Genomic DNA, 24,110 nt, shown 5'->3' on the forward strand with positions numbered 1-24,110 from the left:
CGGGCAAATAATGTTTAGTCATACGACCAAACATATTTTTGGGAGGAAGAATGAAACGGCGTGACTTCATAATAAATGCGATTACCGGAGCGGCCGGTATATCGGCAATTACCACAGGCATGTCGCAAACGGTTGAAGGTTTAGTCCCGGAAAGGGATGGAATATTCGATACCATCGTGATTGGAGGAGGGTTTGCCGGTGTTACCGCTGCCAGAGATGCGAGCCAAAAAGGGTTAAATACGCTTCTACTGGAAGCGCGCCCGAGATTAGGGGGCCGCACATTTACTACAAAGTTTGCTGGCCATGATATTGATGTAGGTGGCACCTGGTTTGGCTGGGGCCAGCCGCATATTTGGGCTGAGCGGATGCGTTATAACTTGCCGATAAAGGAGAGCGCATCGACTATTGCAGAAAAATACGTTTGGTTTTCTAAAAATCAACGTAACGAGGGTGGTGCGGATGAGTTTGGCCCGTTTTCGGAACGAGCCAACGCGAAATTCTATGCGCCAGCCAGAGAGATGTTCCCACGGCCTTATGACCCGCTGTTTGCTTCAAGCAATAAAAAATTCCAGGAGCTGGATAAAATCTCAGCAGCACAGGCGATTGACAGCCTGGACCTAAGTGATGCAGAAAAGGATTTGGTGAAAAGTTTTGCGGCTATTAACGGACATTCGATCTCCACTCACAGTAGTTATCTCGACCAGCTTAGATGGATCGCTCTGGGGGGGTTTAATCAGGCGTTTATGTGGTCAAATCTGGGGTATTACCGCCTTGCCGGAGGTACTCGGGTTCTGCTTGAAAAAATGCAATCCGATAGTGAAGCTGAACTTAAGCTGGGTGAGGCGGTTAAATCCGTGGTTCAGAAAAATGGCATTGTCGAAATCGCAACTGCACGTGGGAATCTATATCGGGCCAAAACAGCTATTTTTGCCTTACCGCTAAACCTCATCGGCAAGATCAACTTTAAACCAGCACTTTCAAGCATCAAGGTCAACGCCAGCCAACAGGGTCATACCGGCTCTGGCAGTAAGCTCTATATGCGTATCAAGGGTAAGCATCCCATCATGTTCGGTCAGGGCACCGAGGATATGCCGCTTAACTTCTACTGGACCGAATACGATGACAAGGACAGTCAGATTATGGTGGGTTTCAACGCGTCGCCGGAGTTTCTGGATGTTAACGATGACGAGGAGATTCAAAAAGCCATACACCTGTTTCAGCCGCAGGCAGAATTAATCGAGTCTTTTAGCTACGACTGGAATCTGGATCCTTACTCAAAAGGTACTTGGTGTATGTATCCGCCCGGAATGCTTACCGGTGCGCTCAAGGAGCTGCAAAGACCTGAACAAAATATCTATTTTGCCGGATCCGATATAGCCAATGGGTGGCGTGGTTTTATCGACGGCGCCATCGAAAGCGGCGCACGGGCCGCGCAACTAGTTTCTGAAAAGATTATTACCAAAGGAATTAAAGTATGAAAGCAATAACTTCGATCTTAATCACAATGATTAGCCTCAGTGGTTCGGTAGCCGCTGCGGAAAAAATAACTGTTACGTTAACAGGCGCTTTTCATGCCGTGACGGAAAGAATGATCAGTACCGGTGCAGAGCAGAGTGCTTTTATCTACAGCGTGCTAGGGGCCACCAAACTACGGGACGGGAAGGGCAATGAATGGAAGTTCTCTATCGACTGTCTGGGTTTTGATGAAGTGGGCACAGCACAGACGACCTCCGGGATTGGACGCTGTAGTTGGGCCGATGCGGACAAGGATAGGCTGCACGTGAGCCTTCACACTGAGGGAGAATCCAATCACTACAAAATCAATGGCGGTACCGGGAAATGGGTTGGGGCGAGCGGAGAGATTGTCAGTCATTTTGAGTATCTACCGGCACCATCACCGGAAATATTTCTGGGTGTAGATGAAGGTAAGGGGTTTGTTTCTGCGCCGGGATTAAAAAAATAGTGGGGTAAATGGTGATGAAATTTCCATTTCTTGAAGTCCTGGCGGTTGCTCTGGTGATACTGGGATGTAGCGCCACTATTGCTGGTGGTGCCGCACGGGCTGAAGCAGCCGAGCCATGTGATTTGGCCTTGGGAGCAAAAATTTTCACTAAATGCGCCGCCTGCCATACCTTCGATGCATCGGGCAGACACGGAGCAGGACCAAATTTAAATTCAATAATTGGTAAACCGTCGGGCAGTTCCAGTGGGTTTCCCTACTCGGAAGCGATGCAAGCGTTTCAGCGTCTTTGGACGGAATCGGAGCTGGATAGTTTTTTGCAACAACCGATGGCGGCTATTCCCGGAACCACCATGGCGTTCGGGGGCTTAGCCAAACCGCATCAAAGAGCAGCTGTTATTTGTTATCTGGCGCAGGGTGCGGATTGATATAGAGCGATAATCTTAATTAGGATAGAGGGGGATAAGTCATGAAAAGAGAGATATTACAAAATCGAAAATATTTTAGGAAATGTCTATTGGCGGTGGCAATTACTGCCAGCTCCATTAGCGGTTTAGCCAACGCTGCGGTGCTGGAAGAGGTAATAGTAACTGCGCAAAAGCGAGAGCAGAATCTTCAGGACGTGGGTATTTCTGTTACTGCTTTTAGCGGTGATCAGCTTAAAGATTTGGGTGTGACCAACACTACCGAAATAACACAGCAGATCCCGGGTATGCAGCTACAAACCTTCACCTCAGCCTTCACTATTATCAACTTGCGTGGCATTTCGCAGAATAACTTTCAGGATAATCTGGAAGCGCCGGTGGCGGTTTATGTAGATGGCGCTTACGTGCCGAGCATGAATGCCATCAATGGACAACTGTTTGATGTGGGTCGTGTAGAGGTACTGCGGGGTCCACAGGGGACGCTGTTCGGCAGAAATACTACCGGCGGCCTAGTGCATTATATTACTCGTGGCGCTGAGGAGTCTGAAATCAACGGATATCTTGAGTTGTCGGCGGGTGATTTCGATATGCGTGCGATAGAGGGAGCGATCGGGGGCGCTCTGGGCGAAAAGGTGCGTGGTCGCTTGGCCGCCCGCTGGTTGGAAAACGACGGTTATATGGAATCGCAAACACCAGGAATCCGCGATGCCCACGGTGCGGATGGCTATACCGTCAGGGGGGCATTGCAGGTTGATCTTTCGGACAATTTACTGGCGGACCTGCGGGTGACTCGGTCGGAGGATGACGATGTTCCATCGGGCACCTACTCCATCAATTTTGCCGGATTTGATCCGGGCACTGGTTTAGGCGTCCCGGCACCCGGCAGACTGAGTGATGAGCTTGAACATGCTTCCTCCCTGGAAGGGAGTTTTGATCGCGAGTCTACCAATATCACGGCGACCCTTACCTGGGATCTTGCTAATGGCAACGAGTTTGTTTCCATCACCAATTATTTGGATATGGAAAAGCAATATGTTGAGGACGCAGGGGGTGGGTTATTCTTTTTCCCCTATGTTGTGCCAACGGAGTTCGATAGCTTCTCGCAGGAGTTGAGGCTCTCAGGTGAAAACGACGGTATACGCTGGCAAACCGGAGTCTATTATCTTGATATGTCAACGGACACCAATCAAAGTGTCTCTGGAGTCGCTATTTTAGAGGGAGCGGGGGCGACCACGGATACCGCGTTTGCGGAAACAATATCCAGTGTTGATGCGAAAAACTGGTCGGTATTCGGTCAGGTGGAGTTTGATCTCTCCGACCAGCTAACCTTCATTGCCGGAGTGCGTTACTCTGATGACGATAAAAGTATTGATTTCACCCAGTTTTACGAGGAGCCAGGCGCTGGTATAGCGAGATTCCAGACCTTTGATATTTCGCAGGTTGGAATTTCCGGAATTGATCAAATTGACTATGAGGATTATGCCGCCAGAATGCAGCTTAACTACACTACGGAACAGGGTGCTCTGATTTACGGCTCGATCAATAGAGGTATTAAGGGTGGGAACTGGTCGATTGATCCACTGGGTACCGTAGCTGCTATTGACCCGGCGAATTTAAAGCATGATGAAGAGGTGCTCTACTCCTATGAGTTGGGTATTAAGACGGATCTCAACGATTGGGCCCGTTTAAATGTCGGGATTTTCTACTATGACTATAAGGATTATCAGGCCTTTTCACTCATTGGCTTAACACCTCAGGTAGCCAACTCGGATGCTTCGGCCCATGGCGGTGAAATCGAGCTGACTATAAGTCCGACAGAGAACCTTGATTTGCTGGTTGGGCTGTCATTTCTGGATTCCGAAGTGGATGCTGTGCCAGATGTATTCGGCGGCACCGCGAAAGCTGAATTTCCTAATGCGCCTGAGTTGAGTTTTAACTTTCTCGCCCGCTATGAGTGGGAAATGGGCAGCGGTAAAGTAGCGGCTCAGTTGGATGGTGTCTGGAACGATGATCAGTTTATTGAGGCCACCAACTCTGCCATTTCCGCAGAAGATGCCTACACGGTATGGAATGAATTTCAGTTATTCTTTCTAATGCCAGCGTCCCTTTGCCCCCAGACACCACTTGTGGAGCCTGGGGGCTTTTTAAGTTATCTGCAATACCTCCGGGTAATAGCACATATAGCCTGACTCGCATAAATCCGGCCTCGTTCTCACCTGAGTGGCGTAGTTGAGTATGTCGCTTTTCGTTGCGCCGCGCTTAATTTTGTCACGCACGGATTTAACTAACTCAATACTTTTGATTTTTCGCTCCAGCGGTGCTTCGCGGCCGGCGATTTTAATTGCGGTTAGACCTGCGCGCATGAAGTCGTCAATGGCGCAGAGCCCACAGGGACCGAAAGTGTAGCCTTGTTTGGAAGTGCTAAAGCCACAGCTGAATTTATACCAGGTCCATTCAGCGTAGTCTTTTTCATTTTGGAGCAGTAAGCTTTGCTCGTCTGGGGCGATGTCACTGCCATCGGTGCGGTAGTAGCTGTAACGGTAATTATCCATGCAGATGGGGCCGCCATATTGCTTAGGCAAATGGATGGTATGACAAACGCCTTCTTCATAAATGCAACCGTCGTTAAGCACGAAGGCTTCGAACTCCAGGTTCGGCAACGACTGTGTCATGGCTTTGATTTCGGCTAATGTCATGTAGCGAGGAAAGATAATACGGTCTGCGCCAATACTCTCGAAGAGTTTGGTGGCCTCGGTATTTCGACAGGCGGCGATCGAGCTTAGGTGCAAACGGGCATTGAGATTCAGGGTGGATAGTTCAAATAATAAGGCAGCGTCAGCAATGATAATGGCATGTCCTCCCGCTGCGGAGAAGCGCTCGGCGAGCTGAATCAGGCATTGCGCTTGTGCTTGCGTATAATGCTGTGCATTGAGTACCAGCATGGCCTGTTTACCTGCTTGCCCTGTGGTTTCGATAATCCGTCGCATGTCTTGATAGCAAGTGATATTGCCAAACATGCGGCGGCTAATACTGGAAATACCAAACTGGCTCACCCATTCTTCTGGCACCATGCCAAAATAAATCTCATCGGCGCCGACGTCGAGCACCGGCTCAAGCTCGTCAATGTGGCTAATGGGAGCGACGATTTTCATGCCAGTCTCCCGCGAGAATCAAACGCTTTACCCAGCCCTTGTTAATGGCGTGCTTTAGCACGCGCTGCTGTTCATCGGCGTAATGGTAGAAAATGCTGTTGCCGCGCGTAAAGGCTTTAAGCTCGTGTGGGCTCTGCTTTCCAGTGCGCTCCATTTTGCCGAAATAGCTTAGGCATTCCTTTTGACAACTGTGCCCTGGGGTAAACTTTTTTTGCTTAGACAGGTGCAGTGAACCGGGTCGGCAAATACGACCTTTTAGGGTATAGCCAAAAGGGATATGCACCGATAGATCCAGCCCATTGGGTTCAAAGTCTGTCGTATCGGCAAAGGGGCGCACGTCGGTTTCCAGGCTGGAAATATTAAAACGATGCAGCATGCGCACGAACAAAGATGATTGTAATCCGGGTGGTATCGCCTTCGCCCAATCTGCGGATGGCAAGCGGGGGTCCTTGATCATTTTGCATAGCTGGCGTCCGGCAACCGGCTGCAACCCGTGAAACCCCTGGGTGACTAAGCGCAATACGCCGAAATCGTTGCAGACCACTTCGCATTGTGCTGGCAATAGTCCTAACAGCTTGGCGAGTTGCGCGATACCTTTGTCGGCCAGCATGGGGGTGGCGAAGCTAAAGGTCAAGTTTCTGCTTTGGCACCAATCTGTTATTCGAGAGACATCCCTTTGCGTAGGCAATAGGCGCTCGCAAAATTCGTTACCAAATTGAATGCCGTTGATGCGTCTTTCGGAAAGGTCGTTGGGATAGCAGGAGAGGTCGGCATGCAGTGCGTTCAGACAGTTAGCGGCGCTCAGTGATTCGAGGCAGTCTAACGGACCAATCGCTTTGGCGTCGGTTAGTGATAGATAGAGAAGGGGGTGATGATGGTCCGCTTCGGATCTTGTTTGAGGCATGTGGTTTACAAAATCTCCGGTGATAACTGAGAGATTAAAATTAAACCATACAACCGTACTAAAAAGTAATATCCAGAGTCTGAATGTAAAAAAAGATGCCGTAAAATTGATTTACGGCATCAGCATGTTTCGTTGCGAGGAGCGTCTTGGGTTACAAATAAATCACCATGGACTTTTGCGGTTCTTCGCAATTAATTAAGTCCACCCGCTTGTGGCGAATTTTATAACGGCCATCGTCTTTGCTGAGCTGGTGGGTATAGGTGCCGCCGTACATGCGCTGTTCACCCATATAGTTAACCAGCGCGTGGAAGTTAGAGGTTACCGTACAATTGCCGCTGTCAGCGTTCAGCTCGGTGATCTGGATATTGCTGATAATATGAGAACAGCGAATTTTGTAATCCTTGGATGCGGCCCGTGGATGGACGAAGTTACGTCGGCGGATTTCCATCATGACGTGGTCATCGTAGATATGGGACAGTTCAAAATCCGGACTCTCCTGATCCTCGGTGGCCGGCAACCAATAGGTACCGTCTTTGGTATAGAGTTCAATCCAGCTATCTAAATCCGGTTTATCCAAACAAGAAGCTTCTTGATACAGTAGCTGTTCGATTTCGCGAATGGTATGGTTTGAGGTTACCACGGCAGTCATCTAGGCCACCTCCTGGCTGAGTTGATCTTTGGTCATGTATTCTTTCCAGGCTTTATACTGCGTGCGAATATCAAGATCACCGGTCAGCAAACCATGAAAGTGGTCGCCCTTGTCTTCATCACGGCCAAAATGACGATGCATTTCCACCCACTCTGAGCCATTGGATTCGAGACCGTTCTGCACGCGATGGTAGGCAGTTAAATCGTCTGGGCCTACCATGCCGAAGGAAGAGTTGATCAGGCGCGAATACAGAATAGTTCTTTTCAACATGCTTTCTGGGGCACCCTTGAGGCGGAATGACCAGCTTTCAATAATGGTTTTATTGACTGAAATAGGGCGCACCACCCGAATGTTCTGCACCGCCGTTTTGGTGGTGAGGGAAGGGTAGTACATGGTGTTGTGGCTGTTAAAGGTAAGTATTTCCCGCGTTCTTTCCTCGCCATAGGCCGCGATCATTAACTCTTCATAATCCTTAGGTACGGAGTAGGCCGCATGGATGCTGGTGCGGCCACCGTCGTAATGATGGCCGTACGGGTAGGCGAATAGGTCAGTGCTTTCAAAATGCTCGTAGGATGCGCCAAAGGGCGGGATAATTTCGGCCTCAGTGCGTTCGGCGGAGTCTTCCGGTACCGTTTTCATGTACTGTAACGCCGCATCGACAACGCCCTGGTGCACCACCATCGGATGCATGCCGTCGTTTAAGTTTTCCGTGAACATTTTCCAGTTGCAATCATGCTCATAGCGCATGGGCTTGCCGACCACTTCCACTTCGCCTTCGGGAGAACGGTCACACATATTATCAATACATTCGGCCATGCCAGTACCCATCCAGGTATTCAGGTCGGGCGCGTTCGGATCGAGCGTGGCAAACACAAAGCCGCGATAGCTGCCGTATTGCGCGACCTTTTGCATGCTGTACTGGGGATCGTTTTTATTAAAGCCGGTGCCTTCATAGCCGGGCATATTGGGAACACCGACCAGTTTGCCATCGATTCGATAGGTCCAGCCATGATAACAGCAGCGGAAGGCGCTGACTTTACCGCTGGCCTGATCGACCAGTTTGGCACCCTTGTGGCCGCAACGATTGTGAAGGACATGCACTTTGCCGTCCTTATCGCGCACCATAATTACCGGTACTTTATTGCCGATGATCGCGGTGGCGTATTCGCCCGGCGTTTTCACCTGACTTTCATGGCCGATATAAATCCAGGCGCTGCCCCAGATTCGCTCCATTTCCAAGTCAAAGATGTCTGGATCGAGATAGACTTTGCGATGTACGCGAGTTGGCTCGATCAATTGGCTTAACGCTTGGTTACTGTATTTCATGGTGCTAATACCTCTGCTAACGTCTCTACTCAATGCTATTTTTACCCTAAAGTGACAAGGCGCCAAGGCTTGCACCGCCGCAAACCATGAGCGTTTGTCCGGTAATAAAACCGCTATCGGGCGAGGCCAGGAAGTTAACGGCGTTGGCGACGTCATCTGGAGTGCCGACCCGTTTGACCGGGATGCTGTCGGCAATTTTCTGAATTTTAGGGTCGCCTGCTGGGATCACATTGTGGAACATTTCTGTGGCTTCGATCGGGCCGGGGGCGACGGTGTTGACGGTAATGCCGTATTTGCCCAGTTCCAGCGCCCAGGTGCGTGCCATCCCCATCATGCCGGCTTTGGTGGCGGAATAATTGGTTCTGGTTTCTAATCCTAGCGCCGCACGTGAAGTGATTAGTATTACGCGTCCGAATTTAGCCTGTTTCATCGCTGGCAAAACCGCCTGGGTCAGGCTGATCGCGGCACCGATATGGATATGCGCTAAATAGTCAAGATCTTCAATGGCGACATCTTCCAATAGTGCGGGACGAATTAATCCGGCATTGTGTACTAGCGTGGTGATATTGAATTTTTCGGCAGCCTCTTGTGCGGCAGCCTTGGTGGCCTCAATGTCGGAAAGGTCGACCGATATATTGTGCAGTTGATCATGGTCGAGTTCCAGCGCACGTCGTGCTAGGTTGATTACCTGATAACCCTGTTCTAGAAAGCGCGCACAGATTGCTCGGCCAATACCGGTGCTGCCTCCGGTTACTAGAGCGGTTTTGTTTGTCATATCTATCATCACCTGCTTGAAAAGTTGAATGTCATAACCGGTTTTAGTTGAGCACCAGCCGTGTTAATAAAGCCGGATAATCCGGTTTGCTGTTCTGTTCAGTCGCGGCGATTAATACGCTTTGCCCGGAGCGGTCCGTATGCGCAAACAAAGTTACCGGCGTTCCTGTTGCGGATGTCTTTTTTTCGATATGCGCAAAAACTATCGGGCCGCAATTGAGCTGGACCGAAGCAATGACCCAGGGTAAATGCGCACTAAAAAATGCTTCATAACTATGATGAAGCTCAACCGTTGCTAATATTTTTCCACGGGGATCGACACTTTGCCAAGCAAGCTCGTCGCTCAGACAGTGATGGCAAATCTCACGGGGAGGGTATTGCACGCTGTCGCACTGTTGGCATTGCTGAAGTACGAGTTCGCCATCGACAGTCGCTGCGGTGAGGGCTTCTCCCAGTTCGGTGCGCTGTTTGGGTGGGGTGATAGGCTGATTCATGCGTTGGCGCTCCTCAGAATGGCCGCGGCGCTACACAGGCCACGATCATAGTTGATCATGCCGTAGCCGCTAACCATCGCATGCCGAGCATTTTCAACTGGATTATCCACGGCCTCTCCGTTGAGTTGCCGAATGGCTTCGACCAAGCCGAGATAACCGCCAGCAAAACCTGCTTGGCCAACGGAAAGTTGGCCACCGGAGGTGTTATGCGGTAAGCCGTCGCCATCAAAAGTCAGTGGTGTTACGCGAACAAACTGGCTGGCTTCTCCTTCTGGGCAAAAGCCTAAACCTTCAAATTGCAACATCGAGATAACCGGGTAATCATCATAGGTTTCCAGCAGATCAATATCGCTAGGTGTTATTTGAGCACTGTTGTAAAGGTTGTCGCGATAAGCAGCCCAGCCACCGCGAATCTGCACGGGATCATCTGGAAAGGCATTATGCAGTTCGCCAATAGCGGCAATGGTTGCGTAAGGCACATTCAATGATTTGGCTCGCTCGATACTCATCAGCAGAAAGCCTTCAGCGCCCGCACAGGGCATGACGCAGTCGAACAGGTGTAATGGGCCTGCGACCGGGCGGGCGGCAAGATAATCTGCCATGCTCAGCGGTTTGTGGCCCAGTAGCGCAGGCGCATAATGTTGTGCGTTATAACGCTGAGAGACAGCGATGCGCCCGAAGTCTTCCCGTGTCGCGCCATATTGATCCATATAGCGTTGCGTGATCAGTGAAAAAGCGGCATTGGGGCCTGCGGCTCCGTAGGGATAGGACGCATCCATAGTAAAACGACTGAAGTTGCTAATCAGTTCGCCAAAACCGCCTTTAATCGAGGTGTCTGCGCCAATGCAGGCGATAATTTCAGCGTCACCGGCTTGTATCGCTCGAGCGCCGCGCTGCATGGCGGCAATACCGGATGCGCCACCGAGTGAAATCTGATCCAGCCAACGTAACGTCATACCAAAGTGTTGGGTCAGGGTGATGGCAGAATCAGGGGTGAGGGTAATGCTGGTTATGGCCATGCCATCAATATCTGTTTTTTCGAGGCCTGAGGCACTTAACATTTGCGCCAGGGTACGCCCGATAAACCAATTCGCGCCACGCTCACTTTGACGGCTATAACCGAAACTGGTGGGTGCGACCAGAGCGACGCCTGCGTAAGATTGCGGTTGGTTCTTATTCATAGATCATTAGCTCGTGGGATTTATTGGCTCAGCGTGGTCTGCGTTTAAGCTTGCGTAAGTCAAAACAATTTCCTTTCGATAACAGCTCTCTTCCCAGTAGTTTGACTTCACCGCGCTGCAGTTTTTGTGACGCGGTGAGCGGAAGTTGTTCGACGAAGGCAATATAGCCGGGCAGTTTGTAATAGACCAGTGATTGCATGGCACGTTCAAAGATGGAAGTTGCAGTTGCTTGGCTAGCTTCAGCTCCGGTTTTTAGAATAATGCAGGCCATGACTTCGTCGCCGCGAATTTCATCTGGTACGGGCGTCACAGCAACCTGATCAACCCGGCTGTCAAGGACCAGCGCAGCTTCCACTTCCAATGCTGAAATATTTTCACCGCTACGCCGAATTACATTTTTTTTGCGATCGACAAAATAGAAGTAGCCTTCTTGATCCTGCCGCAGTATATCGCCGGTATGCAGCCAGTTTCCTTCCCAAGCTTCTTGCGTCGCGGCGTCGTTCTTGTAGTAACCGGAGAAAAACCCCTTGCGTGGATTGTCCCCGGCAGCTCGCACCAGCAGTTCTCCGGGCTGCCCTTGGCTAACCTCAACGCCTTCGTCGTCGACCAGCTTGATGGCTACCTGATCTGAGCGCTTGCCCAAACAACTGGTGCCGACCGAGCGCGGTTCGTGGTTGGCGATAATGCAGCCAGCCGTTCCCGATTCAGTCATTGCCCAGGCCTCTATCAAAGGAAAACCAAAGCGCTGTTCAAACGGGGCGTGGTGTTCCGGATTAACGCCAGCGCCAAAGCCAAACTTAATTTGCTGGCTAAAATCCTCATCCGGTGATGGTGGCATATTGAGTAAAATAGCGGGCATCACGCCAAGATAGTGAATGATGGTCGCTTTCGATTCTCGCACTGAAGCCCACCAGCTTTTCGGGTGAAAACGATCCAGTTGCACGATACAACCACCGCTCATTAACATCGCCATGGAAGAGCAAGCCATGGCGTTCATGTGTACTAGAGGTAGCGGCGTAATAATACGTTCTTTGCCCGGTTCTTGTTTGCATAGGCCGTCCAAATTCACGTACCAGCGGCCGCATTCGAGGAAGTATTCATTCGACAGCATGCAACCCTTGGGTTTGCCAGTGCTGCCAGAGGTATAAAGAATGGCGCATTCGCTCTGTTCGTTTGGTGTTGCTTCTGTAGGGCTGAGCGGGCTATCAGGGAGGCTGGCAAATTCATCAGTTGCGATAATAGGTATTTTTCGACTTAACTGTGCCGTAGCCTGTTCAAGTTTGGCTTGCTTTTCCGGAATGCTAATTACAAGACAGGCATCGCTGTTATCCAGCAGGTAGGCGATTTCATCAATTTGCATTTCGCCATTCACAGGCACAACGCTGACGCCCAGTTTATTAAGTGCTAGCCAGTGCGCAAAAAAATCGGCTCTGTTTTCTAGTAAAAGCGCCACGCGCAAGCCTAAACCGTAGCCATGGGCTTTATAGTTTTGACTGAGTTGGTCTATCCAGTCTGCGATGGCTGAGTAGCTCAGATTAACCGCGGTGTTCTGATAACCACGGGTTGCGGCTGAGGGGATATTTAAAAAAGTATGTTCTGGGTACTTTTCTAAGCTGTTGAGAAATGCCTGATATACAGTCGTCATAGGTTGATTTATTCGAGTGGATTGGATTCAATACCTGTTTTCGTTAGGTCTGACATATGAATTGGAATATATTAGCATAAAATACATGAAAAGGAATAAGTTCTGGTCTAAAATAAACCTTTTTCTGGCTTCGGGCAATGAAGAATAGCTCTATAGTTAAAGACAATATAGTTGAAGACAATGGTGTGAGTGATAAGGCATTCTCCGAAGATTACCTGCCCTATTTGGTAGCTAAAGCGAGTTATTTGTTAAGCCAAGGTATTAATGAATACTTCAAGGAGTTTGATACACCGATCAGCACTTGGCGTGTGTTGACCGCTGTGAGTGAGGCAGAGCAGAGTGTTGGTAAGTTGGCGAAAATGGTGATGCTGAATCAACCTACCCTAAGCAAGGCTTTGGATAAGCTGGAAAAAGCTGGCCTCATTGTGCGCAAAAAGGATATTGCTAACCGCCGTAATGTCTTTATTGGTATTACAGCCAAAGGACAACGTATGATTGAGAAATTGACACCTTTGGTCAAAGCACATGAAAAGTCTGTGTTCGGGAGCTTTAGTTCTACCAAGCAAAATGAGTTTCAACAACTTTTAAAGGAGCTGATCGCCAAGCTAGAAAAATAACGACCCATAATAAAAATAGAAAGAGGGTGATAAATGCCCATCAAAAACGGGATTGAGGAAGAGTTTGAATGAAAGAAAAAACCTGCATTATTGTTGGTGGCAGCCATGCGGCAGCACAACTTGCGCCGAGTTTGCGGCAAGAGGGCTGGAAGGGACATATATTGATTGTCGGTGATGAGCCTTTCCTGCCTTACCACCGTCCACCGCTGTCGAAAGATTTTCTGACGGGCAAAAAGGGGATGGATGAATTGCTGATTCGCCAACCTGCGATTTATGAAAAAACAGATATTCATTTCACCTTGGGTGTGCGGGTTGAGTCGATAAATCGAGAAAACAAAACCTTGACCCTGGATAATGGTGAGTCGCTGCACTACGACAAACTGGCGTTAACGACCGGATCACGGGTGCGAAAACTACCGCTGGCTGGCGTTGAATTGCCCGGTGTCTTTTATATGCGGACCATTAGTGATGTCGAGCAGATTAAGGGATTTGTCGGTGCCGGCAAGAAAGCCGTTATTGTCGGCGGTGGTTATATCGGTCTGGAAACTGCTGCAAGCCTGCGACAACAAGGGATGCAGGTCACAATCCTCGAAATGATGCCAAGGATATTGCAACGGGTCACTACACCGGAATTGTCTGAATTTTTTACCCGTGTTCATACCGAAGAAGGCGTGCAGATACATACCGAAGTTACGGTAAAGGCACTAGCTGGTAATCAGCATGTTGAGCATGTCATTTGTGATGATGGTACTGAGATTGAAGCTGATCTGGTCATTATAGGAGCGGGGGTTTTGCCCAATATGGAGCTTGCCGCAGAGGCGGGTTTGGCGGTGGATAATGGAATTTTAGTGGATGAGCAGGCTCGAACCAGCGACTCAGATATTGTCGCAGCCGGTGACTGCACAGTGCATCATAACCCTATTTATGATCGTCTGATTCGTCTGGAGTCTGTACAAAATGCGGTTGATCAGGCAAAAATCGCTGCCGCTACTCTTTGTGGTAAGCCGAAAACATACCATGCGCTACCTTGGTTTTGGTCGGATCAATATGATCTAAAACTACAGATTGCAGGTTTATCGCAAGGCCATGATGAAGTCGTGATACGAGGAAATATTGAAAGCAGTCGAAGTTTTGCTGTGTTCTACCTAAAGCAGGGTTTTGTGATCGCAGTAAATGCTGTGAATAAGCCACAAGAGTTTATGTTAGGTAAACGGCTGATCACTGACAAAATAGCGGTGGATAAATACCGGCTCGTCGATACCGGCGTAGCAATGAAAGAATTATTACAATCTTAAATTTGGAGCAGTAAAATATGGCGCTTATTAAATATATCGAATTTAACGGCACAGAGCACGAGGTACATGTGGAGAAGGGCAGCACTGTGATGCAAGGTGCTGTGGATAATATGATTGACGGTATCGTTGCTGAGTGTGGTGGCTGCTGTAGCTGCGCAACCTGCCACTGTATCGTTGATGACGCTTGGACGGACAAAGTTGGCAAGCCAGGAGAAGTGGAGGATGATATGCTGGATTGCGTCATGGAACGTCAACCCAATAGCCGTTTAAGTTGCCAGATTACCGTTTCCGATGAGTTGGATGGATTGGTTGTGCGTCTGCCGGAGTCACAGTTTTAAATCGAGGGGTTGGTATTGGTTCAGCATAAAAAAGGAGCCCAATGCTGTGTTGAATTGGCACTGGACTCCTTCAGGTTTTCGCCAAGCTGTTTAATGAGCTAAACAGCTGTCTGTGTCTTATGCACCATTACCACCGTACATTGCATAAACACGCATAAAGCCCATGTAATCGCCTTGAGCTTTTTCTGGATCCGTGTTGGTCCAATGCAGCTTACAGCTTACCCACTGAGTAGGCTCTTGAGTGCCGGCGTGGAAAGAAACGAAATTGGTTTGTTTGAATTCCCAGTTACCGTCTTGTAGCAACACACCAGAGTACGCTGCAGAACCGCCACCGCCACTTGAATCTTGTGACAGACTTGCAGTGATAGTGCCTGGCTTAGCAGTATCCAGAGGGATCGGTAAGGTGTTGAAGTCACCGGGTACTGCAGGGTTAACACCACCTTTGTACAGGCTAGTTCCAGCACAAGCGAACTTATTAACCTGAACGTTAGAGTGAATCAGCCAATGACCAGTTGCCCAGAAAGCGCTGCCATCCGCAGAACGGGTTGCGCCATAAGTTTGGCCATAAACGATTCCGCCCATCGTTCCACCATTGGAGTTGCTGCCTGGATCATTCGCCGCATCACTTTGGCTTCCAGAAGGAGCAGTACCACCACCAGTAGAACCACCACCGATAGTGATGGAAGGAGGTACAGTCGCATTAATTTTAGCGGTATCGTTAGCTCCAGCATTCACCTCAGTTGTGAAGCCCACCGCCATAGCAACAGCTGCTGCGATTAAGGTAATTTTTCTCATTTGAATTTCTCCGAATTTTCCAAGTTAATTAATTTGAGGTGGACTGATTCATTTTGGAATTTCTTATCCCACAAAAAAGAATATCCTAACAATACCCTCGAATCTTAATAAAGCAAAACCCGAGCCAACATTTTGAAAAACAAAATTATCCTTATTTTTCAATTAGATAAAATTACCTAATGTTTTAGCATCAAGCTGCTAGGCATGCGATATGTAAAATTTAGATACAGAAATAGGAAGAAAAATAGCCCTCTGGGTTGTTAAAAGCCTGATAACTGAGGGTTGGGGTTTTGATAACCGTAAGTTGCTTCATGTGCTAGTAGCCAAGCCTTTCGTTCAAGACCTCCTGCGTAGCCGGTGAGAGTGCCATTGCTACCTATGACCCGGTGGCAGGGCACAATGAGTGCGATGGGGTTTTTGCCGTTGGCCGCGCCGACAGCGCGCACGGCTTTGGGATTGTTAATGTGTTTGGCAATATCATGGTACGAGCAGGTTTGCCCATAGGGAATGTTTAACAATTTTTTCCAAACAGATCTCTGAAAATCTGTGCCGTATAATTTTATTTTTAAATCAAATAGTTGCCTTGTTCCTTTAAAGTATTCATTAAGCTGAAATTTAGCGCTATCCAAAATTGGACTGGGTGTTGATGAACTGGGTGTTTCGCAGAAATCGAGTGCAATGATGTTGTTTTCGCTCGCCTTTATCTCAATTATTCCGATAGGGCTTTCAAAATAATCTTGATACATACTGGTTCCTATTGATGCCAAAGTTGTAAGGTCATATAACTACGCCAGGGTGCGGCTTTTTCTGTCTGCCAGGGTTGTCCGCTAAGTTGTTTTTTTATGCCAAGATCTGAACCAAGCCAAACATCAGGATCACCGAGACCTCTCATTCTTGCGTAATCGGCGGTCCACGGCCCAATACCTTTGATGCTTAGCCATTGCTCTAAATCTTCCTGGTTTGAAGTTTGCGTCCACCATTGCGAGAAGCGAATCAGGGTGTCCTTGCGAGATTGTGGCATTTTTAGAAAGGCCAATTCGCTGTTGGCGATGGATTCAGGGGATGGAAATAGTCGTTTATTCTGATCTAGCACGCGGCCTAAATTAGAGACGAGAGCAGTGGCCAAATTAGTGGCCGCTTTGACGGAAACCTGCTGTCCTAAAATCGCTCGTACTCCAGCTTCGTATAGGGTCCATATGCCCGGCAGTCGCAGTCCATGGTGATAGGTGAACGGGTCAAAAAAAAGAGGCTCAAGCTGTTGGTCGATTTGCTGGCTGTTGGTGTCGAGATCAAATAATCGTCGTATCTGATGCAGTAAAATATTCAGGTTTTGGTAAGCGTTTAGATGCAGTTTTAAATTAAGGTAGTGCACAGTAGGTTGCGGAGAAATTTCAAAATATCCTGTACTGGTACCGAGTTCGATGGTGCGGCCGTAGGTGTTTTCGTGGCACCACTCTAGCTGTTCGATTTGTCTTTGCCGTAAAAATTGCAACAACAGCTGCCAGTTGAAGGGAGGGCGGAAATATAGTTTAAGTGTAAGCTCCGGTGGGAGCAATGACTCGTTACTTCGGCGTACCTTTGAGGGTGCCATTCCCATCGAGTTTTTAAAACAGTCGTTAAAACGGCGAAGGCTGTTAAAACCAGATGCCAACGCAATTTCTGTGACAGATAAATGAGATTGGTGCAGTAGTTGTTTGGCGAATAAGCATTGTTGGTAGAGCGCATAGCTTTTCGGTGAAATACCCAAATGCTTGTGGAATAAATTTCTAAGATATCTATCTGAGATGCCTAGTCGATCCGCCAGTTGCTCAATGGAACCGGTTTGCAGTGCGCCTTGGTCAATTAGCTTTATCGCTCTCTGGAAAGATGTTTTAGCGCCCTGCCAACGATTGGAGTTTGGCGCACTATCCGGGTGACATCTCAAGCAGGGGCGATAACCGGCAGTTGCCGCCTGTACAGCGGTGTGGAAATATTCAACGTTTTGCTCCTTTGGTGGGGATGCCGGACAGATTGGGCGGCAGTAAATGCCGGTGGTTTTAACTGCGATAAAGAAAAGACCGTCGAATCGCGCATCTCGGGATAGGCGTGCTTTTTGATAACTATCACTTTGTTGTGCGTCAATCATAAGCGCATTGTAATAAGTTTGAGAACAAAAACTAGCCAGATTCGGAACTCATACTGAGGTGTTTTATTAGCCCAGCTATTTTCCTATCTGAGCGGTTGAGAAAAATTATCACGCAATACTAGGCAGCTCGTTGCCAGGATGCTAGTGTCCCGTCGAGGATGCAGCCCCTCGGGCTATTAAGCAACCAAATATTACGATGGAAGGGCTGTCAACGATGACTAAGGTAACGCGATGAAGATAGTTGCTGACGAAAATATCAGTAACGTTAAAGAGTTTTTTGCTGGTTTTGGTGACGTCCAGCTTATGCCAGGCAGAGTAATCAATACCGCCGCCGTGGCAGAAGCGGATGTGCTATTGGTCCGCTCGGTAACCAAAGTCGATAAAGCCTTGTTGGCTGGGAGTAGGGTTAAGTTTGTTGGCACCTGCACCATTGGTATGGATCATATTGATCAAAACTACCTGCGGAGTCAAGGCATTGGCTTCGCCAGCGCACCGGGGTGCAATGCCAATGCGGTAGTAGATTACGTACTCTGTGCCTTGGCTACGCTGGCGTTGGAGCAGAGTATTTGTTTGGCGACTAAAACACTTGGCATTGTTGGCCTTGGCAATGTGGGAAGTCGGCTGAAAATACGTGCTGAAGCCTTAGGGCTGACTTGTATTTGTTGCGACCCGATATTGCAACGACAGGGGCAGAAAGGGCTCATACCGCTAGCTGAGCTGATAGCGAAAGCTGATATTATTTCGTTGCATACCCCCTTAACTCTCGACGGTGAGGATGCCACTTATCATTTGCTTAATAGCAAGAGTCTTGCTCAGATTAAACATAATGCTATTTTGATTAACAGTGCGCGTGGTGAGGTGTTGGACAATAAGGCGCTAAGTCAGCTTTTACAGGAGCGCAGGGATATCAGCGCCGTGTTGGATGTATGGGAGTCGGAGCCGACAATTGCGCCGGATTTACTCAAACAAGTACAAATAGCGACACCGCATATTGCGGGCTACAGTCTAGAGGGCAAGCTACAAGGCACTGCTATGGTGTACCGGGGCGCCTGTGATTTTTTCGGTTATCCGCAGCAAGAATTTATCAATCTCTTTCCGCCATATAAAGAAGTGTTATTTGTAGCGGGACAGGATGAAAGTTGGGAGGAAATAGTTTATCGCATGATGTTGGCTTGTTACGATATTGGCCGGGATAGTGCAGCTCTTAAATCGTTAACACAATATAGCCCGGAGCAGATAGGTGTTGAGTTTGATCGATTAAGAAAGGTATATCCCCTGCGTCGAGAGTTCAATCAAACCAAAATTATCAGTAGTGCCATCCAGCCAGAGCTAAGACTAAAGCTTGAGGTGCTAGGCCTTCAATAGTTTTATTTGTCAGTGCTATCGAGTTCTTCGCAGGCGCTTTGAATCATTTCTTCGGTAATGGGGATTTCATTGCCGTTTTCGTCTATCAGTGCGGCGCCATTGAAGTCGGTTTCGTGTGCGGCTTCTTCCTTTGTTTGATGGTCTTTATTTTGTTGCGTCATAGCTAGAGCAATCCGGAAAGTGACAAAAAAATAGATACATGAAAAGTATAGTGCGTAATCAGTCGTTGAACAAAAATAAGTTAAAATAAAATCTAATTTAGATTAATTTAAATTTATAACTATTTGATTTTGTTATAATTGTATTGTTAATATTTTGAATATGTTGTCTGCTATTATACAGAAATTCGATTGGTCTGCTAGGGAGCCTCGCCGGATTTTTCATGGTCGTGGACAGGGTCAAGCACCACTAAAAACAATCAGCATTGATTGGCTGCCACCAGTAGTTCTTATCACCCTTTACCAAGAGTGGGAAGAACTCACTTTGCGGCAGTTAATTGATGAATTTGTTGTCTGCTCAAACGACAGGGTTTCGTCTGTTGTCGTGCAGCGACGTTTTAGCAAGCCTGCCGTTTTTGAAACAGTGGTTGGCGCTCCTGTGAATTACTTGGTCGTTGAGGAAGGCGATCTTAAATATCAGCTAGCTTTTAACCCGGGTATGCATACCGGGCTGTTCTTAGATATGGCTTGCGCGCGCCAGTGGTTGCGTGAGCACGCCGCTGGGAAACGGATACTTAATTTGTTTGCCTATACCTGTGCTTTTTCCATCGCCGGATTGGCTGGCCAAGCGCTCTCTGTTGTTAATATTGATATGAGCAGCAGGGCGTTAGCGAGAGGGCGGGAGAATCATCGTTTGAATGAGCAGGATTTGCACAGGGTATCTTTTCTGGCTCACGATATTTTTCGTTCCTGGGGCAAGCTTAAACGTCAAGGACCTTATGATTTGGTGGTGGTCGATCCGCCAGCCTATCAGCCTGGTAGTTTCGTAACAGAAAATGACTATGCTCGCATAGTCCGGCGGCTACCGGATATGCTAACCCAGGGGGCAGAGGTGCTATTTTGTCTTAATGATCCGGCCAGAGGAGAAGTCTATTTGAAAGAGATGGTTGAAACTAACGCCGACGAGCTGGTTTTCCAACAGCGGCTTGAGAACCCTAAAGAGTTTGCCGACATTGATTCCGACCGAGCGTTAAAAGTTTTGCACTATAAATTTGATCCGGTGATCTAACTGCAAGCTAAGGAACCTCTGAATAACTCCTTAATGTCTCTGCGAGACCTGAAAGCTTTAGCTGCAAGGCAGGAACTGCCGCTAATGCTTATTGCCTTAGCAAAGTTTCTAACGCCGCAGATGAAGCTTTCAGGCCTTGCCCTGCGGGGCTTACAGAGCATTCGTAGCTCTGAGTTGGCTTTGTTTGCAAGGTCTGGACATTTCTGCACAAAGCCGCCTTGATCTACAAACGCTCTGTGAGCCAGAGATATCAAGGAGTTATTCAGAGGTTCCCTAAGTGTCGAACAAACTAATCTAGCGATCGTTTTATGCAGACTATGGTCGAAGCCGTATGCGACTGATATAGTTTTGAACCTAAACAGGGGAAAAGATGGATAAGATCATTAAGTCAGAACAAGAGTGGGCTGCCGAATTAAACTCTGAACAATTTAATATCTGCCGCAAAAAGGGCACTGAACGGCCATTTTCAGGTAAATACAATAACTGCAAAACGCCGGGTATATACCGCTGTTCCTGTTGTGGAGCCGAATTGTTTGATGCCGCGACTAAGTACGATTCGGGCTCAGGCTGGCCCAGTTTTTGGCAACCGATTAATACGGTTAATGTGGCGGAAAAAAATGATAGTAGTTTGTATATGCAGCGCACTGAGGTGCTATGCAATACCTGCGATGCTCACCTCGGACATGTTTTCGAGGATGGCCCCCAACCAACGGGGCTGCGCTATTGTATTAATTCTGCATCATTGGTGTTGGAGCCTGAGCAGAAACAGACTGACGATGACACACTGTGATAACCAAAACGCAAAGGAAGTAAAACCACGTAATGACAACTCAGCAGAATAACGCCATACAAGCGCCAGCCGCACATTCATCCTTTCGCTGGCTGCGTAATCAACATATTCAATCGTTAAATTTGGAAGTACAGGCATTTGAGCATCAAAAAACCGGCGCTCTACATTACCATTTAGCGGCGGACAACCCCGAAAATGTGTTTCTCGTAGCGCTACGTACCGTGCCGATGGACTCTCGCGGTGTGGCTCATATTTTAGAACATACAGCGCTTTGCGGTAGTGAAAAATATCCTGTGCGCGACCCCTTCTTTATGATGTTGCGGCGTTCACTTAATACCTTTATGAACGCTTTTACCAGTTCCGATTGGACGGCCTATCCCTTCGCTTCGCAAAACCAGAAAGACTTTTACAATTTGCTGGATGTGTATTTGGATGCTGTATTTTTTTCACGCCTGGATCCCTTGGATTTTGCTCAGGAAGGTCATCGTATCGAGTTTGCTGAGGCAGGTGATGTCAATTCTGACTTGGTTTACAAAGGGGTTGTATTCAATGAAATGAAGGGGGCCATGAGTTCTCCCGTATCCGTTTTATGGCAGACCTTATCGAAATATCTTTATCCAACCACCACCTATCATTTCAACAGCGGTGGAGAACCGGACGATATTCCCGATTTAAGTTACGACCAATTGATGGCCTTTTACCGCACCCATTATCATCCGAGTAATGCGGTGTTCATGACCTATGGTGATATTCCGGCGGTTGAATTGCAGCAACGTATTCATGATAGCGCCTTAAAGCGCTTTGATGCGCTGGATATGCACATCGGCGTCTTGGATGAAAAGCGCTATCACGCGCCAGTTGTGGTGGAAGAGCGTTATGCAACGGATGAGGAAGAAGGTGGTAAAACTCACCTAGTGTTGGGTTGGCTGTTAGGGCAGAGTATCGACCTGCAGAAGCAATTGGAGGCACACCTGTTATCCAATGTCTTGCTCAATGATAGTGCGTCGCCGTTGCGAAAGGCGCTGGAAACTACGGATATCGGCAGTGCGCCTTCTCCTCTGTGTGGGCTTGAAGACTCTAATCGTGAGATGTGTTTTGTCTGCGGCTTGGAAGGAAGCGAGGCGGACAAAGCTAAGGAGTTTGAGCAGCTGGTCGAAAATGTGCTGCTGGATGTGGCTGAGCATGGGGTAGCGCAAGACCGTGTTGAAGCCGTGCTGCATCAGCTTGAGCTGAGTCAACGCGAGGTCCGTGGTGATGGTTTTCCCTATGGTTTACAGCTTATTCTTTCCGGATTGCCGACTGCGATCCATCGCGGTGATCCGATTGCGATTCTAAATTTGGATCCAGTGCTTGAAAGTCTTCGTGAGCAAATTAAAGATCCTGAGTATATAAAGGGATTGGTTAAAGAGTTATTGCTGGATAATTATCACCGCGTACGTTTGTCTCTGGTGCCAGACATGAAGTTGAGCCAACGCAAGCAGTTGGCCGAAGCAACGCGTTTGGCAGGCATCAAGGCGAGCCTGAGCGACTCGCAAAAACAAGCCATTATTGACCAAACCGCCGCTCTGGCGGAGCGCCAAGTGCAGGAAGATAGTGCGGAGATTTTGCCAAAAGTAGGGATTGCGGATATTCCGGTTAGCATGAAAATTCCCAGGCCGGTAAAGACGTCGAAAATTACGGGGCAACCGCTGACCTATTATGCGCAGGGTACCAATGGTTTGGTCTATCAGCAGGTGATTTATGATTTGCCACAACTGGACCAAGGATTACAAAGTTTGGTTCCCTATTACACCAGCTGCCTCACGGAGCTGGGTTGTGGTGAGCTGGATTACCTCAAGGTGCAAGAATGGCAATCAAGTGTCTCCGGCGGTATTCATGCACATAGTCAGATACGTGGGGCAGTTGATGACGAGCAAACTGTAACAGGCTATTTTACCTTGTCGGCAAAGGCGTTGACTCGTAATCATGCTGGGCTTTGCGAGCTGGTTTATAAAACCTTGCAGACTCCACGATTTGATGAGTTGGATCGTATTCAAGATATCGTCGCGCAAAAACGGGCGCATGCTGAACAAAGTGTTACTGGCAGTGGGCATATGCTGGCAATGGCTGCCGCCTGTAGTGGCATGAGCCCGGTTGCTGCGCTCAATCATCGCTTATCCGGCTTGGCGGGGATAAAATCGTTGAAAGCGCTAGATGAGAGTTTTAAAGGTGGCGCACAGGGAAAACAGGCGATTCAGACGTTAGCAGATCAATTAGCGCAAATTCACCAGCAGATAGCCGCTTCGCCAAAACAATTTTTGCTGATTGGGGAACCTGGTGCGGATGAGATATTTTTGCCAGATATTGCACGGGTTTGGGGAGGCAAGGAGAGGCATTCCGCCGATAGAAGTGTAGCGCTAGCTTTGCCGTCAATGCGTGAGCAGGTGCATCAAGTATGGACTACCAGCACGCAGGTTAATTTTTGTGCGAAAGCCTATCCGACAGTACCAACTGAACATCCGGATGCGGTTGCACTAACCGTTTTGGGTGAATATTTGAAGAATGGTTATTTGCATCGCACTATCAGAGAGCAGGGTGGTGCTTATGGTTCTAGTGCAAACCAGGATTCTGCGATCGCAGCCTTTCGTTTTAGTTCGTATCGTGACCCTCGTTTGCAAGAAACCTTAGATGATATGGATGCTGCGCTGGAGTGGTTGATGAATGAAAAGCACCAAGCTCGATTGTTGGAGGAGGCCATATTAGGGGTAGTCAGCGCTATTGATAAACCGGGTTCTCCGGCTGGCGAGGCGAAGCAGGCGTTCCATAATGCGCTGTTTGGTCGAACGCCGGAACAACGAGTGGCATTTCGTCAGAGAATTTTGGAAGTGAAGCTTGATGATCTGTTACGTGTTGGTTCAACCTATTTAATACCGGAAAAGGCGAGTGTTGCCATTATTACCGGTACGGATCAGGTGAGTAAGTTAAAAGATCAGGACAGGTATCAGGTATCCCGGCTTTAGTAGCCATTCACGCTGTTGTCGGGTTGAACGAAAAAGGCCAAGCAATTGC

The 24,110-nt window shown here is 48.3% G+C and carries 23 protein-coding genes; 11 read left to right on the forward strand and 12 right to left on the reverse strand.

From position 1 onward, the window contains the following. Positions 1-50 precede the first annotated feature (50 nt). Genes H6995_06335 through H6995_06350 form a run of 4 tightly spaced genes read left to right on the forward strand, consistent with a single transcriptional unit; the run spans position 51 to position 4,574 of the window. Complete coding sequence (locus tag H6995_06335) at positions 51-1,478, forward strand: FAD-dependent oxidoreductase (protein MCP5214604.1); 1,428 nt, start codon at positions 51-53, stop codon at positions 1,476-1,478. Continuing rightward, positions 1,475-1,963 (forward strand): hypothetical protein, encoded by a 489-nt coding sequence (locus H6995_06340; protein ID MCP5214605.1) that lies wholly within the window; start codon positions 1,475-1,477, stop codon positions 1,961-1,963. Before H6995_06335 ends, H6995_06340 begins: the two co-directional genes overlap by 4 nt. A gap of 14 nt (positions 1,964-1,977) precedes the next feature. Next, on the forward strand, positions 1,978-2,388 hold the full coding sequence (locus tag H6995_06345; GenBank protein MCP5214606.1) for a c-type cytochrome: 411 nt from the start codon (positions 1,978-1,980) through the stop codon (positions 2,386-2,388). Between the two features lie 41 nt (positions 2,389-2,429). Continuing rightward, positions 2,430-4,574, forward strand: coding sequence for a TonB-dependent receptor (locus tag H6995_06350; protein ID MCP5214607.1), 2,145 nt, complete (start codon positions 2,430-2,432; stop codon positions 4,572-4,574). Here the strand turns inward: H6995_06350 and H6995_06355 are convergent. From H6995_06355 to H6995_06390, 8 genes are all read right to left on the reverse strand, one after another. Continuing rightward, positions 4,530-5,537, reverse strand: a complete 1,008-nt coding sequence (locus H6995_06355) for a U32 family peptidase (GenBank protein ID MCP5214608.1) — start codon at positions 5,535-5,537, stop codon at positions 4,530-4,532. The two genes, H6995_06350 and H6995_06355, sit on opposite strands and share 45 nt — an antisense overlap. Continuing rightward, positions 5,515-6,441 (reverse strand): hypothetical protein, encoded by a 927-nt coding sequence (locus H6995_06360; GenBank protein MCP5214609.1) that lies wholly within the window; start codon positions 6,439-6,441, stop codon positions 5,515-5,517. The genes H6995_06355 and H6995_06360 overlap by 23 nt, the downstream gene beginning before the upstream one ends. Before the next feature lie 151 nt (positions 6,442-6,592). After that, on the reverse strand, positions 6,593-7,090 hold the full coding sequence (locus H6995_06365) for an aromatic-ring-hydroxylating dioxygenase subunit beta (protein ID MCP5214610.1): 498 nt from the start codon (positions 7,088-7,090) through the stop codon (positions 6,593-6,595). Continuing rightward, positions 7,091-8,416, reverse strand: a complete 1,326-nt coding sequence (locus tag H6995_06370) for a Rieske 2Fe-2S domain-containing protein (GenBank protein ID MCP5214611.1) — start codon at positions 8,414-8,416, stop codon at positions 7,091-7,093. It lies immediately after the preceding gene. 46 nt (positions 8,417-8,462) lie between these two features. Beyond that, entirely contained in the window at positions 8,463-9,191 is a 729-nt protein-coding gene (locus H6995_06375) for an SDR family oxidoreductase (protein MCP5214612.1), read from the reverse strand. A gap of 43 nt (positions 9,192-9,234) precedes the next feature. Beyond that, positions 9,235-9,684, reverse strand: a complete 450-nt coding sequence (locus H6995_06380; GenBank protein ID MCP5214613.1) for a hypothetical protein — start codon at positions 9,682-9,684, stop codon at positions 9,235-9,237. Next, a complete protein-coding gene (locus tag H6995_06385) occupies positions 9,681-10,865 on the reverse strand; it encodes a thiolase family protein (protein ID MCP5214614.1) in 1,185 nt (394 codons plus the stop codon). The genes H6995_06380 and H6995_06385 overlap by 4 nt, the downstream gene beginning before the upstream one ends. A gap of 28 nt (positions 10,866-10,893) precedes the next feature. Further along, on the reverse strand, positions 10,894-12,510 hold the full coding sequence (locus H6995_06390; GenBank protein MCP5214615.1) for an AMP-binding protein: 1,617 nt from the start codon (positions 12,508-12,510) through the stop codon (positions 10,894-10,896). Between the two features lie 137 nt (positions 12,511-12,647). Between H6995_06390 and H6995_06395 the strand changes: the two genes are divergently transcribed. The 3 genes from H6995_06395 to H6995_06405 all read left to right on the forward strand — a co-directional run bounded on the left by H6995_06395 (position 12,648) and on the right by H6995_06405 (position 14,760). Continuing rightward, on the forward strand, positions 12,648-13,127 hold the full coding sequence (locus H6995_06395; protein MCP5214616.1) for a MarR family transcriptional regulator: 480 nt from the start codon (positions 12,648-12,650) through the stop codon (positions 13,125-13,127). 68 nt (positions 13,128-13,195) lie between these two features. Then, the gene (locus H6995_06400) at positions 13,196-14,422 is read left to right on the forward strand and encodes an FAD-dependent oxidoreductase (protein MCP5214617.1); all 1,227 of its coding nucleotides are present in this window, start codon (positions 13,196-13,198) and stop codon (positions 14,420-14,422) included. A gap of 17 nt (positions 14,423-14,439) precedes the next feature. Beyond that, entirely contained in the window at positions 14,440-14,760 is a 321-nt protein-coding gene (locus tag H6995_06405; protein MCP5214618.1) for a 2Fe-2S iron-sulfur cluster binding domain-containing protein, read from the forward strand. 117 nt (positions 14,761-14,877) lie between these two features. On the opposite strand, the gene H6995_06410 is transcribed toward H6995_06405, so the two are convergent. The 3 genes from H6995_06410 to H6995_06420 form a co-directional block, all read right to left on the reverse strand. Further along, entirely contained in the window at positions 14,878-15,555 is a 678-nt protein-coding gene (locus tag H6995_06410) for a hypothetical protein (GenBank protein MCP5214619.1), read from the reverse strand. A gap of 260 nt (positions 15,556-15,815) precedes the next feature. Further along, positions 15,816-16,301, reverse strand: coding sequence for a methylated-DNA--[protein]-cysteine S-methyltransferase (locus H6995_06415; GenBank protein MCP5214620.1), 486 nt, complete (start codon positions 16,299-16,301; stop codon positions 15,816-15,818). Between the two features lie 8 nt (positions 16,302-16,309). Beyond that, positions 16,310-17,680 carry a helix-turn-helix domain-containing protein gene (locus tag H6995_06420; GenBank protein ID MCP5214621.1) on the reverse strand — a complete coding sequence of 457 codons (1,371 nt, stop codon included), beginning with the start codon at positions 17,678-17,680 and terminating at the stop codon, positions 16,310-16,312. Between the two features lie 231 nt (positions 17,681-17,911). Between H6995_06420 and pdxB the strand changes: the two genes are divergently transcribed. Beyond that, positions 17,912-19,045 (forward strand): 4-phosphoerythronate dehydrogenase PdxB, encoded by a 1,134-nt coding sequence (gene pdxB / locus H6995_06425; protein ID MCP5214622.1) that lies wholly within the window; start codon positions 17,912-17,914, stop codon positions 19,043-19,045. 2 nt (positions 19,046-19,047) lie between these two features. Here pdxB and H6995_06430 read toward each other — a convergent pair whose 3' ends face one another. Beyond that, positions 19,048-19,206, reverse strand: a complete 159-nt coding sequence (locus H6995_06430) for a hypothetical protein (protein MCP5214623.1) — start codon at positions 19,204-19,206, stop codon at positions 19,048-19,050. 160 nt (positions 19,207-19,366) lie between these two features. On the opposite strand from H6995_06430, the gene H6995_06435 reads away from it, so the two are divergent. The 3 genes from H6995_06435 (at position 19,367) to H6995_06445 (ending at position 24,061) form a co-directional block, all read left to right on the forward strand. Beyond that, positions 19,367-20,272, forward strand: coding sequence for a class I SAM-dependent methyltransferase (locus tag H6995_06435; GenBank protein MCP5214624.1), 906 nt, complete (start codon positions 19,367-19,369; stop codon positions 20,270-20,272). Between the two features lie 370 nt (positions 20,273-20,642). Next, complete coding sequence (gene msrB, locus H6995_06440) at positions 20,643-21,062, forward strand: peptide-methionine (R)-S-oxide reductase MsrB (protein MCP5214625.1); 420 nt, start codon at positions 20,643-20,645, stop codon at positions 21,060-21,062. Between the two features lie 32 nt (positions 21,063-21,094). Beyond that, entirely contained in the window at positions 21,095-24,061 is a 2,967-nt protein-coding gene (locus H6995_06445; GenBank protein ID MCP5214626.1) for an insulinase family protein, read from the forward strand. Positions 24,062-24,110 lie beyond the last annotated feature (49 nt).

Source organism: Pseudomonadales bacterium, from assembly GCA_024234615.1.
Taxonomy (GTDB): domain Bacteria; phylum Pseudomonadota; class Gammaproteobacteria; order Pseudomonadales; family IMCC2047; genus JAJFKB01.